Origin of the sequence: Gilliamella sp. Choc6-1 (genome assembly GCF_001690385.1) — a bacterium.
Classification (GTDB): Bacteria; Pseudomonadota; Gammaproteobacteria; order Enterobacterales; family Orbaceae; genus Gilliamella; species Gilliamella apicola_A.
On the sequence record NZ_LZHI01000013.1, the window covers coordinates 1 to 14,362 of the forward strand.

The window sequence follows — 14,362 nt, forward strand, 5'->3', positions numbered from 1 at the left end:
AGCTCAGTTCGGCAAACATCTGCTTAAGCTTGCGATTTTCAGCCTCCAGCTCCTTTAAGCGTTTGATATCCGAAGTTTCCATTCCGCCGTATTTTTCTCGCCATTTATAGAAAGTTGAATTACCCATGCCATATTTACGGCACAGTTCTTTAACCGGAATACCCGCTTCAGCTTCTTTTAAAATAGCGACGATTTGATGTTCAGTCATTTTTTTCATAATTAAATCCCCTTTTACTTTTATCATAGAGAATTTTCTACTTTTTTGCTGTACTATTTTAGGGGGGTAGTTACAATAATAAGTTATAATATTGATATGTTTGCAAAAAAATAAATGAAATTTAATTCACAAAAAGTGAATAAAAATTCATTTTATGCTTGTAATAGCCTTATAAATAACCTACTATATGCACATTATTGCATAAAAAATAGATAAGGGTAGGGTATGTTAAAAGCAATTATTGTTGGTGCAAGTGGTTATGCTGGGGCAAAATTAGCTTATTATTTATACAAGCATTCGCATATACAACTTATTGCTTTAACTGTGTCTGAAAACAGCCAAGACGGTGGTAAGCTTATTTCTGATTATGATTTACACCCTCAGTTAAAAGGTGTTGTTGACTTACCACTTATTGCCACTGCTGATTATTCTTCCTATATCAATGATCTTGATATTGTTTTTTTAGCTACTGAACATGCTATCAGCCATAATATAGCTCCTTATTTTTTAGAACATGGTTGTACAGTTTTTGATTTGTCGGGTGCGTTTAGAGTTAATTCGGCTAGTTTTTATACCGACTATTATGGTTTTACCCATCAGTATCCAAAATGGTTAGATAAAGCAGTTTATGGTTTAGCAGAGTGGAATAGTGAACAAATTAAAAAGGCACAACTTATTGCTGTACCAGGATGTTACCCTACAGCATCACAATTACCACTAAAACCATTAATTGAGGAGGTGCTACTAGATAATTCACAATGGCCTGTTATTAATGCTGTAAGTGGGGTGAGTGGATCAGGTCGAAAACCTTCGTATAATAATATATTTTGTGAAGTAAGTTTACATGCTTATGGACTTTTTACGCATCGACACCAACCAGAAATTGCAACACATTTAGGTCAAGAAGTGATCTTTACACCTCATTTAGGCAGTTTTAAACAAGGTATCCACGCCACAATTACTTGTCGAGTAAAAGAAGGTGTAACATCACAAGATATCCTCAAAGCTTTAAATAAATATTACCAAAATAAACCTTTGATTAGAATTTATCAAAAAAATTGGCCAGCGTTAAAATCTGTCATTGGTCTGCCTTATTGTGATATTGGATTTGTATTGAAAGATCGTCATTTAATATTAATTTCTGTTGAAGATAATTTATTAAAAGGCGCAGCAGCACAAGCTGTGCAGTGTATGAACATTCGATATAATTTTGATGAAACCACATCACTATTATAAAAATGAGTAAATTATTTCTAAACTCTGTACAAAAATTTTTAATGAATTAAAAGTAGGTTAAATTAATAGGAAACTAAAATGAAACCATTAATTATAAAGCTTGGTGGTGTATTACTTGATAACAAAGATGCCTTAAGTAAATTATTTGACGTTATTAGTGAGTACAAAAAAAATTTTCAACGATCATTAATTATTGTTCATGGTGGTGGTACGGTAGTTGATTCGTTAATGGATAGGCTTTCTTTACCCGTAGTCCGTCGCAATGGATTACGTGTAACTCCTGCAGATCAAATTGACGTTATTGTTGGTAGCCTTGCTGGCAGTGCCAATACTACTTTATTGTCAGAAGCAAAAAAACAGCAAATAGCAAGTGTAGGACTCTGTTTAGCTGATGGTAATAGTGTAGAAGTTAAACAAATTTCAGAAGATTTAGGCTATGTTGGTGAAGCTAAAGCTGGCGATCCTACATTAATCAATCTACTTATTAATTCGGGTTACCTTCCCATTATTAGCTCGATTGGTATTACCCATGCGGGACAAATGATGAATGTTAATGCCGATCACGCAGCGGTAGCGCTAGCTAAGACCTTAAATGCTGATTTAATATTATTGTCTGATGTAGTTGGCGTACTTGACGAAAACAAACAACGCATTGAATCATTAACGCAATCGCAAGCGGATCAACTGATTGCTAAAGGTGTTATTACAGACGGTATGGTCGTTAAAGTGAATTCAGCTTTCGAAGCCGCCAAGGCCTTAGGGCGACCAATTGATATTGCTAGTTGGAAAGAATCCCACCAACTCATCGAATTATTTAACGGGCAATCAGGCTCTACAGGCACAAGAATCATTGCTTAGATATTGATCAGCTAGTATATTAAGCTAGTTATCTATATTTAATGATTAATAAAAAAGTTTTTAACTCATTTTTATCGTCAGTTAATTTAGAAAGGGTATAACATGAAAAAAAGTGGAACAAAAAAGGTTGTATTGGCTTATTCAGGTGGTTTGGATACATCAGCAATTATTCCTTGGTTGAAAGAAAATTATGGTGGATGTGAAGTTTATGCCTTTGTTGCTAATGTAGGTCAAGATCCAAAAGAACTAAAAGATGTAGAAAAAAAGGCTAAAGCATCGGGTGCAATTGCTTGTAAAGTTGTTGATTTAAGAGAAGAATTTGTTAAAGATTACGTATATCCGGTCTTAAAAACAGGGGCCTTATACGAAGGAACTTATTATCTTGGTACCTCCATGGCTCGTCCAATTATTGCAAAAGCGCAAGTTGAATATGCGTTAGAAGTCGGGGCTGATACACTCTGTCACGGAGCGACTGGTAAAGGCAATGACCAAGTGCGTTTTGAAACAACCTATACTGCACTTGCACCACAACTTAAAGTGATTGCTCCTTGGCGTGAATGGGATCTGCGTTCACGCGAAGCATTAATTGATTATTTAAAAGTTCGTAAAATTCCAACAACTGCAACCGTTGAAAAAATTTACAGCCGTGACGAAAACGCATGGCATATCTCCACTGAAGGTGGTGTGTTAGAAAGCACATGGAACCAAGCTAATACAGATTGCTGGGCTTGGACTGTTTCGCCAGAAGATGCTCCAAACCAACCAGAATTAGTAACCATTGGTATTGAAAAAGGTGAAGTGGTTTCAGTAAATGGGAAAAAATTATCACCATATAACTGTGTTGCAACATTAAATAAAATTGGTGCAAAACATGGTGTTGGTCGAGTTGATATTATTGAAAATCGCTTAGTCGGTATCAAATCGCGTGGTTGTTATGAAACGCCTGGCGGCACAATAATGATGACAGCATTACGTGGTTTAGAACAATTAATATTAGACCGTGACAGCTTTAAATGGCGTGAACAACTAGGTATTGAAATGGCTTATGTTGTTTATGATGGACGCTGGTTTGCACCATATCGTCGATCAATTCAAGCTGCGGCTGAAGTTTTGGCACAAGACATGACGGGGGAAGTAGTGGTTAAACTTTATAAAGGTAATGCAACTGCCGTGCAAAAGAAATCACCAAATAGTTTATATAATGAAGAATTTGCTACATTTGGTGAAGATGAAGTTTATGATCATAGTCATGCAGGTGGATTTATTCGTCTATTTTCATTGTCATCACGCATACGTGCTTTAAATGAGAAACAGCAAAAACAAACTGCTAAAAAAGCGAAAAACTAAACGCCAATTTGCAAATAAAATAGCGTTAATAATAAATATATACAGGCAACGTCCTGTATATATTATTTTTATTCTTGATTAAATTTAATTTTATTATAAAAATAAATATATAAAACAAAATTGAAATTGTATAGTTAATCATTAAGATAACATTCATTTAAGATAATATTGAGGTAATTATGGCATTATGGGGTGGGCGTTTTAGCCAAAAAGCAGATCAACGATTTAAGCATTTTAATGATTCATTGCGCTTTGATTATCGTCTTGCAGAGCAAGATATCATTGGCTCAATTGCTTGGTCAAAAGCATTGGTGACGGTTAACGTTATATCTTATGATGAACAAAAAAAATTAGAAAAAGCCTTAAATGAATTGTTGTTATTGGTTAAACAAGATCCTAACCAAATTTTACAAAGTGATGCCGAAGACATACACAGTTGGGTTGAACAAAAACTGATTGAAAAAATTGGCGACTTAGGTAAAAAATTACACACAGGACGAAGCCGTAATGACCAATCAACAACCGACTTAAAATTATGGTGTAAAGACCAAATTCCTCATTTAATTAATGCGATAAATCATTTACGCCAATTACTAGTTACAACCGCTGAACAGTACCAAAAAGCCATTATGCCTGGTTACACCCACTTGCAACGAGCACAACCAATTACATTTGCGCATTGGTGCTTGGCTTATTTTGAAATGTTAAGTCGTGATGTCAGCCGCTTAGAAGATACATTACAACGTTTAGATGTTAGTCCGTTAGGCTCTGGTGCCTTAGCTGGAACTGCCTATCCAATGGATCGTGAGCAATTGGCTCATTGGTTAGGGTTTGCTCAAGCAACGAATAATAGTCTGGATTCGGTGTCTGATCGTGATCACATCCTTGAACTATTAAATAATGCCTCAATAGGTATGGTACACCTATCGCGTTTTGCTGAAGATCTTATTATTTTCAATAGTGGTGAAGCCAATTTTGTTGAACTATCAGATCGAGTGACTTCAGGATCTTCACTCATGCCACAAAAAAAGAATCCAGATGCATTAGAACTGATTCGTGGCAAAATAGGGCGGGTTGCGGGTGCATTAACAGGAGCCTTAATGACCTTCAAAGGTTTACCGCTTGCTTATAATAAAGATTTACAAGAAGACAAAGAGCACCTATTTGACGCACTTGATACTTGGCAAGAATGCTTAGATATGGCCACACTAGTACTCGAGGATATTAAGATTAACTACACAAATTGCCAAGAAGCTGCCAAACAAGGTTATTCTAATGCAACTGAACTGGCTGATTATTTAGTTGCCAAAGGCATACCGTTTCGTGAGGCTCACCACATTGTTGGTGAAGCAATTGTTGAGGCTATTGCAAAGCAAAAAGCGCTCGAAGAACTTTCGCTTGAAGAACTACAAAAATTTAGCCCAGTTATTGATAATGATGTTTATCCAATATTATCGTTAGAATCATGCCTAGCTAAACGCTGTGCCAAAGGTGGGGTTTCACCACAACAGGTAAAATCAGCGATTGAAGTTGCCAAGCAACAACTTTCATAAATAGCTATATTATTCTAATAACAACTATACCGGCATTAGCCGGTATTTTTATACTGAAACACATAGTTACCTGAAACTTTTTAACAAAAAATATGATTGTATATCTATTCATACAGTGTAAAAATAGAGTTCTTTTTGAATGGATCAAAGTGAATTGCAATGAATAAAAGTTATAATTTTAGTGCCGGCCCAGCAAAATTGCCTGCAGATGTATTAAAACAAGTTCAAACTGAATTATTAAATTGGCATAATACAGGCGCTTCAGTCATGGAATTAAGCCATAGAGGTAAAGATTTTGACGCCTGTGCTATTGAAGCTACCAACGACCTACGAGAAATCTTAAACCTTCCTAACAATTACAAAATTCTCTATTGCCAAGGTGGTGCCAGAGCACAATTTGCTGCTGTTCCATTAAATATTTTAGGGAATAAAACCAGTGCCGACTATATTAATAGTGGTTATTGGAGCCAATGCGCAATCAAAGAAGCCAGCAAATATTGTCAAGTGAATGAACAAAATGTTGTTATCAAACAAAACGGACTAACGTTGGTTAAATCTATGTCAGAGTGGCAATTAAATGATGACACAGCTTATGTACACTATTGTCCAAATGAAACCATCGACGGTGTTCAGATTTTTGAAGAGCCTAATTTTGATAACAAAACTGTTGTTGCCGACTTATCTTCATGCATTTTATCACAACCTATTGACATAAGCAGATACGGTATCATTTATGCTGGCGCACAAAAAAACATTGGTCCATCAGGTATCACTATAGTTATTGTGCGTGAAGATCTAATTGGCTATGCACAAAAAATCTTACCATCAGTATTAGACTACAAAATTTTATTAGACAATGACTCTATGTTTAATACACCGCCTACATTTGCATGGTACATGTCTGGTTTGGTGTTTAAATGGATCAAAAAACTTGGTGGGCTAAAAGCAATGCAACAACGAAACCAAGCTAAAGCACAATTACTATATCAATTCATCGACCAATCTGATTTTTATCGAAATAATGTTGCAGCAGTTAATCGGTCAATTATGAATGTTACCTTCTTATCACCAAATGAAGAGTTGGATAAAAAATTTGTAAGCGAAGCAACTCAAGCTAACATTATCGGCATCAAAGGTCACAGAATTGCAGGTGGAATGCGTGCATCTATTTATAATGCGATGGATCAAGAAGGCGTCAATTATTTAATTGATTTTATGCAGCAATTTGAAAAACAACATGGTTAATTTAAGATCATACTAAGAATTATAAATAATAAAACAGGAGGTCAAACCTCCTGTTTTTTTGTTTAGTTACACATCATTTACAACGATAAACCTCACCAACCATAATTGCATCTGTTGGCGCAATATCTGAAATATACTTCATAGACGCATCTTGAGCATTATAAATTACATTGCCCCCCATAGCAGCTGCATTATTCATTAGTTCTGTTGCTGCATCGCGAATAAGTTCACTATGTGTTTTAAGACCAGAAAAGAAGCTACTACGGCGTCCTTCGGCTTTACCCAATAATTGACAAGAAGCAGCAGGTTTAGTATCGATGAATTGAACATGACTACCGGCAGAAGTAAGTTGATGATTAGAGTTGCTACAAGCACTTAAAAGCAAAGTTGTTGATATTGTAACACCAATAACTAGCGATTTTTTAATAAACATAAAATTTCCTCATCCAATATAACAAATAGCTTAACTTATTGTATCAGTTTAGTTAAACAAAGAATATCAGTAATTAAGTTTGCACAAAATCCAATAAAATGAAGGTTAATAAATAATCAAACCAACCTATTTTATTAATTAACTATAGCAAATTCGATTTAACTCTATTATAATCGCAAACCTACTAATTCAGTAGCACATCAAAATGGCCCCTTAGCTCAGTTGGTCAGAGCAGTCGACTCATAATCGATTGGTCACTGGTTCAAGTCCAGTAGGGGCCACCATTCTAAATTAATATAATCAAAAGTTTACATTTAAAAATCACATTATGAAAATCAGTCAACTTTACTAAGTGGCGGTAAAATGGCGGTTAGTTTTTATGTTAGTTACAGAAAATTGATTGGGTCGTATTTTATAATACAACCCATTTAAGCTTTATCTTGTATGTAGTTGGTAGTGGTTTTTTGGTGAAATAGGTATCTTTACTGCTGGATCAGGGCAAGCGCTGGGCACTATCGTTTCTGAGACAGATTGCAATACCGTAAATGAGTGACAGCAGTAAACATTTGTGCATTGTCGATATTGCTTGCGAGTTAGTTCGCTGAGTTCTTGGCTAGTTCGGATTACGGTTTTGGCTTTACAGTGTGGGCATTTCATCGATACTTTACCTCTTCTTTAATTTTTAGTTAATTTTATATTAACTTTTAATTAAATCCAGCATTATTCATTTTCTTCTTTGGGTTTTTCTTCATCTTCTAATTTAATTTCGAGTTCAACATAAGTGGTATAACCACTGTTTGTGTCTAAGCTGTGTGTGCAACGGGTTATTGTCCATAGTGTTGAGTCGATCTCCTTTTTGAATCCTTCGACTGAGGCGGGCATTTCTGGGTAAATGTCAGGGCGTCCTTCGGCAAGGTTGATGCTAAATTGTGATGCGCCGCGTTGTAATTTGTACCATTCATTACGAGCCGCTCGGTAAGCGCTTTGTTTGGATGCGTATGTGTGCCGTAATATTTTTACGTTTTCATCGGCGCCGACTAGCACGCCACTTTCATCTTTGCTTGTTTGGTTGTTTTTCGTTTTTCGAGTTGCTTTGGTTTGCTGCTTTTTCTGTTGGCGGTAGTCAATCCAATAAGCTTTTACGCCAGTGTAAGCATTTCTATCGGCAATAGCAAAGCGGTGCTGATCGCCAAGCTTCCGGGTGATTGTTGTTGTCGGGATGCCTTGACCATTTACTGTTTTTGCCAATCCTTTTTTGAAAATAATCAGCATGCCATTTTTTAATGTTACAGCGGCATTAAAATCGTTGTATAGGCGTGTTAAAAACGAGGCATCCGATTCATTGGTCTGGTCTATATGAGCAATGTGTTCATGCTCTATACTTTTATCTATTCTGAACAGCAGATCGTGCCGTTTTGCAATTTCTTCGGTTATTGCCCCAAGTGTTGTATCGGAGTAGCTTTTTTCACGTTTTTCGTTTAGTGAGTCACGCAAATTGGCGCTTTTGCCACGAATTGATAGTACGTCTGGTGTTCCGGAGTGCTCGCATTCGTCAATAGTGAATATGTTTTGTAATATAACATTATCATTAATCCAGCCTAGTGATACGCTAATTTGAACTCCTCGCTTTGGCAGTTCAAGTTTGCCGTCGCTATCATCTAGTTCAATCGATATGGTGTCAGCATCTAACCCTCGATTATCAGTAATCTGCATCGAGATAAGACGTTTATCAAAATTAGATGTAATATTTTTATCATCAATTGTGATTGTGTAGGTTGGTTGTTTCATATCATCCCTATAATATCAGCGAAAGGCAGTCGGTCTGCCGGGTCAGCTTTTGTTAGTGATATAGTGAATTCAATCTTGCGGGGTGCCCCATCTTTAAAAAATTCCGTTTTTGTTTTTTTTAAGTTGGTCATAACGAAGAAGCCAAGATGCATACCTGTACCTTCGATTAATGGCCATGAGTAACCAAGATCGGCCATTCTTTCTAAAACAGCCAAACTTAATCGACCGCCAGTTAATTCTGGATACAATACGCCAGACAATATTATTGTTTCGTTATCACGACCAATAAATTGTAATGCTGAACGTTGATTTACCCGTGAATTAGCTGGGAAACGCCAATCTTTATTTTCTTCGACAGTCTGATAGGGTATTGTTTTTAAACCAAAAACAAATAAGCCGTAACACATCATCATCATATTAATCGATATCCCTTAAACTTGAACGGTAGTGTGCTGATTGATTACGTTCACGTCGTTCTATCTCTTTAGCTACACAACGTGCCAATTCTTTTTCATTCATGCCAGGTGCGGCATTTATTGTTATGTAATATTGTGATATACCTGAGGTACCCCTAATAGGGCGGCGATTATCTACGACAACACCACTTGAAAGTTGTGATCCTGTGGTTATTATGTTGTTTGCAAGTTGGCCAACACTTTGTATTGCGTCATTTTGATTTCGTTCAATACCGTTAACATACCCATCAACCGCGTGTCCGCCAAATTTTGTAAATAAACGAGAAGGTGAGTAAATATCTAATGTATTTTTAAATCGGTTGCCAATGTTTTTTCCAAGTTGGCACATTGAGCGGAATGCATCACTTTGGTTATGTTCAATGCCATGTATATAACCATCAATTGTATAACCGCCGAATTTAGCAAAAACTCTGGATGGTGAGTGAATATCTAAAGTGCTTTTAAACCAGTTGCTAATATTTGTACCAAGATTTGATACTGCTTTCTTTGTTTCATCTTGTTTATTGATGATTCCTGTGATGATTCCATCAGAAATATAAGATCCTATTTTTGTAAATTTATCAAAGATGATTCCTTCTCCAGAAAGTATTCCTTCAATTTTTTGAAATGTTGCGTCTAAAAAGTCATTAAATTCTTTAAATTTTAAGTATAGTTTGTTTAACATACTTAAAGGCCATCGAATTGCCTCGCCGACACTTCTCCCAAAAGATTTGCCTGATTCTTTTGCGTTTTTGAATTCTTCTTTTGTTAACTTTACTGGTTCAAACAGTTCACAAAACCAATTTATTAAGCTACTTATTTTTTCTCCAAGCCATTTAAATCCATCACCGATTGTTGTAACAAACGGTTCAAGATATGAAAATTCTTCAGCTACGGGCGATAATGATTCTTTTAATCCTTCCCAAAAACCAATAAAAAAGGCGCTAACGGGTTGCCAGTATTTATAAAGCAAACTAGCTGCAGTAATAATCCAACCGATTGGGCCAAGAACAAAGCTAACTCCTCTGAGTGCAAAACCAAAAAATTGTAATATACGGGGAATTAATGTTGATTTGCCAAATAATGAGCTTATTCTTTTAAATGGTAATCCGGTAAATCCAATTCCTCCAAGTAGAAGTTTTTTAGGTGATTTACCAATAGCTAGTATTGATTTACCGATTGATTTTAATATTGAGCCAGTTTTTTTACCTGGCACAATAAATGATAATAATGTTTTGCTAAACGACGAAAACCCTTTTTTTGCAACATTCGTTTTTATAGATAAACCACCAAATGATAAACCAATTCTTGATAATATAAATCGGGTCATTAACATTGGACCAAAAACACTCATTAGCATTATTGCAAATGCACCAAATGCAGTAGTAATTGTTGCTAGCCCCGCACCAATAACAACCAATGCTTTACTTACCGCTGGATGTTTTTTGAGAAACTCACCAAAACCATGTAATAAATTAGTTAAACCTTGAACAGCTTTACGTAGCCAGTCATTATTTTTTTCGAATAGTTCAACGCTGATGTTTTCAAATGCAGCATGTAGCATTGTCATATCACCGGCTAAGTTGTCGAGTTTTATTTTTGCTACTTTTGCGGCTTCGCCTTTTGAATTATATAATTCTCGACGCATGGCTTGGAATTCCCCTGTTTCAACGGTTGCCATTAATTCGTTAAATCCAGTAACTCCGATTTGTCCTGCAATATCTTTATATATCGCCGCTCGTTGCACGTTGCCCATGTGAGATGTGGCTTTTTGTATTTCTTCAAATATATCTCCAAGATCTCTCATGTTGCCGTTTTTATCTGCAGTTTTTATTCCCAGTTTTTTAACCGTGTTACTATTACCAATTCTAATTAGAACTTGTCGAAGAGATGTACCTGCTTGGCTACCTTGAATACCAGCGTTACCTAGTAGCGCAGTAGCGGTAGTTAGTGTTTCCAAACTTTGACCGTATTGCTGAGAAATACCAGCAGTATACTTAAGGGATTCCCCCAACATTCGAATGTCAACATTATTGCGTGTGAATGCGGCAGTTAAGACATCAGATACTTTCCCCATTTCTTCTGCTGGAATGCGCATTGCTTTTTGTATGTTTGAAGATATATCGGCGGTAGTTGCTAAATCAAGATCACCAGCGGCGGCAAGGTTCAACACATGAGGCATTGCTTTTAATATTTGATCTGGATTATATCCCGTTCTGCCTAAAAAATATTGTCCTTGAGCTACCTCGCTATCAGTAAATTTAGAGACTAATGGCAATTCTCGTGCTTGTTTTCGTAGTGCTAACATACGAGGATCGTTTTTATCGTCAATTCTGGTTACCGCTTGCGTTGCGCTCATGCTGGCATCAAATTCGTAACCAGTATATAGCAAGTTTTTCATACCTCTGGCTACTGTTTTCCCAGTCGATAGGGCACCATAGCCGACTCCACCGAGCACCGCCATGCGTTGCATGCCGGTATCGTATTTTGCACGGATATTATTCAACTTTTGTAAATGAGCGTTGCGTTGACTCAATTTTGCATTTTGTTGTGCAAGTGCTTGTGTCGTTTCTAAAATTTTTGTTTTTAAGGTTTCTTGATGATTTACTATATTTTTAGTACTAATTCCTGCCCTTATGAATTCGGTATATTGCCGCCTTTGTTTGGAAGCCAATGAAATAAATGAATCTTTTAATTTATTAGCTTCTTTTTTTGCTTTTTCTAACTCTCGTCTCATTTTTTTTGTTGATGACGATGTATTAGTAAATTGTTCAGAAAGTAATTTTACTTTATCCCGAGCATCATTAAATGCTTTTCGTGAATCTTTAACTTGTTGCTTTAATTTGGCAAAACCATCAAGATTTTTTTGAAGATCATTTAGTTGTGATAGTTTTTCTTTTGTTTCTTTAATTTGTTGAGCAAGTCCTTTTGCACCGCCTTTTATATTGCGAAGCGGTCGGCTTGTTTTATCTATGCCGTTTAACGTAATTTTTAATTGTAAATCATTCATCAGTTGAACCGCTTCTTAGGCGGGCTTGTTCCCGCCATTCCATTAGTTCGGATAATGTAAACTCATACATAGCTGATGGTTGCCAATGAAATATTGAAGCAATATCCGCTATAGCATCTTCTACTCGGTTTGGGATCCCGTTGTTGCATTGTTCGATTTCTCTGACAAAAAACCAGCAATTACTTTTGTTATTTCGGAAAGGTCAATTAAATCTAAATTGAAAACTTCATGTTCAGCAATTGCTGGAGTTGCAATGCGTGGTAGTACTTTTGCTAGTGAATCAATATCTAGCTCGATAAAATCGACCAATTTTACTCCACGAAGATCACCCGTTAAAGGTTTGCGTATTGTTAATTCAGTAATAGTTGTTTTACCTGATTGTAAGCCTGATTTTAATTTAACTTGTTGTGTGTTTTGCATAACTTTTACCCTCATAATAATTTTATTGATAATTGTGATAGCCCTTGCGGGCTATGTTTTACGGTTTATTAGATACCAATTGCTTGGCGTGCTTGTGTTAATCGGTCTGTGCCACCAATTTTGTCAATCATATTAATAAAATCAATTTCGGCGCTTTCTTCGTTGTCGATAATTTCTTTATAGTAGGTGCAGTGTGTGGTAATCTTCGTTGAATTACTCTCACCTTGTTTGAGTTCACCGCGATCTTGTTCTTTGTGGCGACCTGTCATAATAATTTCGACTTTAGTATAGTCTTCACTATCATCTTTTTGATAAGCACCCGCAAAGCGCAATGTCACACCATTTAATAATCCGCCGTGTTGTTTTAATACTTCGTATGCAAGGCCGCCAATTGACCAGTCCACAACTAAAGCGTCATCGTCATAGCCAAGGTCAATAGGGGCAGAACCAGGCATACCACCACCGCGGAAATTTTCAAGTTTTCGGGTTAGCTTTGGCGGCGTGAATGATTCAACCTGACCGATGTAAGAAGTACCGTTAACATAAACGTTAAAGTATTTGAGTTTTTTAGGTAAAGCCATTTAGTTGATCTCCGCTTAATTAGCTGCTACTGAATTAGCCAGATCGACCAAATACTTGTCAGTAATGCGCTGGCGTAACATAAGGTTTTCTAATGGTGGTACCGGGGTGTAGTCATAATCGACATATAACTTTCCAGCTTTTAGAATGTCTGGCGTGTTCGCTTCTGGATCGAACCATGCTTTACCGTCGATGATGTAGCCATTCGATTTTAATTCACGGAATTTATTGTTAATTGATTCGATCAAATCTTTGATTAATGAGGCGTGCATTGGTAGATCAACCAAGGCAAATTGAGCTTCGGCAATGGTGTCTGCTAATACTTGTGCCGTGCGTGTGTAGTTTTCAAACGCAAATAAGCTATCTGCTGAGCAAGTGCGAGATCCCCAGAAGCGGTAACCTTGATTACAAATCAGTGTAGTGACTTCATTTTCGTTTAAGTAGTTGGAATCAGAGCTTTCTTCTTGCAAGTCCCAAAAAACATCATGAGAAATTCCCGTCACACCATTAATGGCCACATTTGATAATGTTTTATGCCAGCCGACCTGTTGGTCGATTTTGGCACGTAAGCCAATAGCCCGAGCTGTTGCGGCCAATGTGACGTTTTGTTTTTGTGTTGTATCAAACCCAATAAAGTTCGGCCAAATTACCATAGCTTCACGGGCGCCAAGTTGATTGCGGTAAAGTACTGCATCTTCTTTGGTTTTTGCTCCGTAAGCTGATAAGTAGCAAAATGCACGCAATTTTTGTGCTATTGATATTAATGCGGTTGCAACTGGTAACGAATCGTAACCCGGTACAGCCAAAATACGTGGCTTAACTTTAAGTTGGGTTTGTGCTGAAAGCAGGGCTTTCATGCCAGTATATTTGCCGTCGTTTGTTGTTGTACCAATGATATTTGCCGTTGTGTCGGCTTCTGTTGCACCAGTTTCAACACGGACAGCAACAATAACGGGTGAACACTGATCCGCAATGGCTTCAAGCGTTGGTTTTAGTGTGCCTTGTGAACCCGCTTTACCAATTACAGAGTTAACATTGGTAATTAAAATCGGTGTGTTAAGTGGAAAATGATTAGCGTCCGCATCATCGCTGGTACACACAATGCCAATGACAGCCGTTGATACTGTTCTGATTGCTCGTGCACCTTCATTAATTTCGATAACTCGGACGCCGTGATGGTAATCGTTGGCCATAAGATCTCCGTAGCAGTTTACATATGTA

General features: G+C 36.9%; 15 protein-coding genes and 1 tRNA gene. 6 read left to right on the top strand and 10 right to left on the bottom strand.

All coding sequences use genetic code 11. The annotated features are described in order from the left end of the window. Positions 1 to 217, bottom strand: a 217-nt coding sequence (locus tag A9G36_RS01075) for a transposase (protein WP_141670598.1), incomplete at its 3' end; no start/stop codon positions are given. Positions 218 to 442: 225 nt separating this feature from the next. Here A9G36_RS01075 and argC point away from each other — a divergent pair. The 5 genes from argC to serC all read left to right on the top strand — a co-directional run bounded on the left by argC (position 443) and on the right by serC (position 6,456). Then, positions 443 to 1,453 carry an N-acetyl-gamma-glutamyl-phosphate reductase gene (gene argC, locus A9G36_RS01080; protein ID WP_065585276.1) on the top strand — a complete coding sequence of 337 codons (1,011 nt, stop codon included), beginning with the start codon at positions 443 to 445 and terminating at the stop codon, positions 1,451 to 1,453. A gap of 78 nt (positions 1,454 to 1,531) precedes the next feature. Further along, complete coding sequence (argB, locus tag A9G36_RS01085; RefSeq protein WP_065569260.1) at positions 1,532 to 2,311, top strand: acetylglutamate kinase; 780 nt, start codon at positions 1,532 to 1,534, stop codon at positions 2,309 to 2,311. A 102-nt stretch (positions 2,312 to 2,413) separates the two neighbouring features. After that, positions 2,414 to 3,658 (top strand): argininosuccinate synthase, encoded by a 1,245-nt coding sequence (locus A9G36_RS01090; protein WP_065585277.1) that lies wholly within the window; start codon positions 2,414 to 2,416, stop codon positions 3,656 to 3,658. A 179-nt stretch (positions 3,659 to 3,837) separates the two neighbouring features. After that, positions 3,838 to 5,211, top strand: a complete 1,374-nt coding sequence (argH, locus tag A9G36_RS01095; protein WP_065585278.1) for an argininosuccinate lyase — start codon at positions 3,838 to 3,840, stop codon at positions 5,209 to 5,211. Positions 5,212 to 5,370: 159 nt separating this feature from the next. Then, complete coding sequence (gene serC, locus A9G36_RS01100; RefSeq protein ID WP_065569263.1) at positions 5,371 to 6,456, top strand: 3-phosphoserine/phosphohydroxythreonine transaminase; 1,086 nt, start codon at positions 5,371 to 5,373, stop codon at positions 6,454 to 6,456. A 73-nt stretch (positions 6,457 to 6,529) separates the two neighbouring features. Here serC and A9G36_RS01105 read toward each other — a convergent pair whose 3' ends face one another. Beyond that, the gene (locus tag A9G36_RS01105; RefSeq protein ID WP_141670369.1) at positions 6,530 to 6,889 is read right to left on the bottom strand and encodes a DUF4156 domain-containing protein; all 360 of its coding nucleotides are present in this window, start codon (positions 6,887 to 6,889) and stop codon (positions 6,530 to 6,532) included. A 207-nt stretch (positions 6,890 to 7,096) separates the two neighbouring features. Here A9G36_RS01105 and A9G36_RS01110 point away from each other — a divergent pair. Next, positions 7,097 to 7,173: transfer RNA gene (locus A9G36_RS01110), tRNA-Ile, on the top strand. Positions 7,174 to 7,324: 151 nt separating this feature from the next. Here A9G36_RS01110 and A9G36_RS09810 read toward each other — a convergent pair. The 8 genes from A9G36_RS09810 to A9G36_RS01140 form a co-directional block, all read right to left on the bottom strand. Then, complete coding sequence (locus A9G36_RS09810; RefSeq protein WP_081296642.1) at positions 7,325 to 7,546, bottom strand: ogr/Delta-like zinc finger family protein; 222 nt, start codon at positions 7,544 to 7,546, stop codon at positions 7,325 to 7,327. Between the two features lie 63 nt (positions 7,547 to 7,609). Then, on the bottom strand, positions 7,610 to 8,677 hold the full coding sequence (locus tag A9G36_RS01115; protein ID WP_065574045.1) for a phage late control D family protein: 1,068 nt from the start codon (positions 8,675 to 8,677) through the stop codon (positions 7,610 to 7,612). Beyond that, on the bottom strand, positions 8,674 to 9,093 hold the full coding sequence (locus tag A9G36_RS01120; protein ID WP_065585279.1) for a phage tail protein: 420 nt from the start codon (positions 9,091 to 9,093) through the stop codon (positions 8,674 to 8,676). The genes A9G36_RS01115 and A9G36_RS01120 overlap by 4 nt, the downstream gene beginning before the upstream one ends. A gap of 1 nt (position 9,094) precedes the next feature. Further along, positions 9,095 to 12,142: a phage tail tape measure protein gene (locus tag A9G36_RS01125; RefSeq protein ID WP_065585280.1), complete on the bottom strand. Its 3,048-nt coding sequence runs from the start codon at positions 12,140 to 12,142 to the stop codon at positions 9,095 to 9,097. Beyond that, positions 12,135 to 12,299 (bottom strand): GpE family phage tail protein, encoded by a 165-nt coding sequence (locus A9G36_RS09815; protein WP_442902644.1) that lies wholly within the window; start codon positions 12,297 to 12,299, stop codon positions 12,135 to 12,137. Before A9G36_RS09815 ends, A9G36_RS01125 begins: the two co-directional genes overlap by 8 nt. After that, positions 12,263 to 12,562, bottom strand: coding sequence for a phage tail assembly protein (locus A9G36_RS01130; RefSeq protein WP_065574048.1), 300 nt, complete (start codon positions 12,560 to 12,562; stop codon positions 12,263 to 12,265). Before A9G36_RS01130 ends, A9G36_RS09815 begins: the two co-directional genes overlap by 37 nt. 68 nt (positions 12,563 to 12,630) lie before the next feature. Then, positions 12,631 to 13,143: a phage major tail tube protein gene (locus A9G36_RS01135; RefSeq protein ID WP_065574049.1), complete on the bottom strand. Its 513-nt coding sequence runs from the start codon at positions 13,141 to 13,143 to the stop codon at positions 12,631 to 12,633. A gap of 15 nt (positions 13,144 to 13,158) precedes the next feature. Continuing rightward, complete coding sequence (locus A9G36_RS01140) at positions 13,159 to 14,334, bottom strand: phage tail sheath protein (RefSeq protein ID WP_065574050.1); 1,176 nt, start codon at positions 14,332 to 14,334, stop codon at positions 13,159 to 13,161. Positions 14,335 to 14,362 lie beyond the last annotated feature (28 nt).

Coding starts and splice junctions, on each gene's coding strand:
- argC (WP_065585276.1), top strand. CDS start 443: ATGTTAAAAGCAATTATTGTTGGTGCAAGTGGTTATGCTGGGGCAAAA.
- argB (WP_065569260.1), top strand. CDS start 1,532: ATGAAACCATTAATTATAAAGCTTGGTGGTGTATTACTTGATAACAAA.
- A9G36_RS01090 (WP_065585277.1), top strand. CDS start 2,414: ATGAAAAAAAGTGGAACAAAAAAGGTTGTATTGGCTTATTCAGGTGGT.
- argH (WP_065585278.1), top strand. CDS start 3,838: ATGGCATTATGGGGTGGGCGTTTTAGCCAAAAAGCAGATCAACGATTT.
- serC (WP_065569263.1), top strand. CDS start 5,371: ATGAATAAAAGTTATAATTTTAGTGCCGGCCCAGCAAAATTGCCTGCA.
- A9G36_RS01105 (WP_141670369.1), bottom strand. CDS start 6,889: ATGTTTATTAAAAAATCGCTAGTTATTGGTGTTACAATATCAACAACT.
- A9G36_RS09810 (WP_081296642.1), bottom strand. CDS start 7,546: ATGAAATGCCCACACTGTAAAGCCAAAACCGTAATCCGAACTAGCCAA.
- A9G36_RS01115 (WP_065574045.1), bottom strand. CDS start 8,677: ATGAAACAACCAACCTACACAATCACAATTGATGATAAAAATATTACA.
- A9G36_RS01120 (WP_065585279.1), bottom strand. CDS start 9,093: ATGATGATGATGTGTTACGGCTTATTTGTTTTTGGTTTAAAAACAATA.
- A9G36_RS01125 (WP_065585280.1), bottom strand. CDS start 12,142: ATGAATGATTTACAATTAAAAATTACGTTAAACGGCATAGATAAAACA.
- A9G36_RS01130 (WP_065574048.1), bottom strand. CDS start 12,562: ATGCAAAACACACAACAAGTTAAATTAAAATCAGGCTTACAATCAGGT.
- A9G36_RS01135 (WP_065574049.1), bottom strand. CDS start 13,143: ATGGCTTTACCTAAAAAACTCAAATACTTTAACGTTTATGTTAACGGT.
- A9G36_RS01140 (WP_065574050.1), bottom strand. CDS start 14,334: ATGGCCAACGATTACCATCACGGCGTCCGAGTTATCGAAATTAATGAA.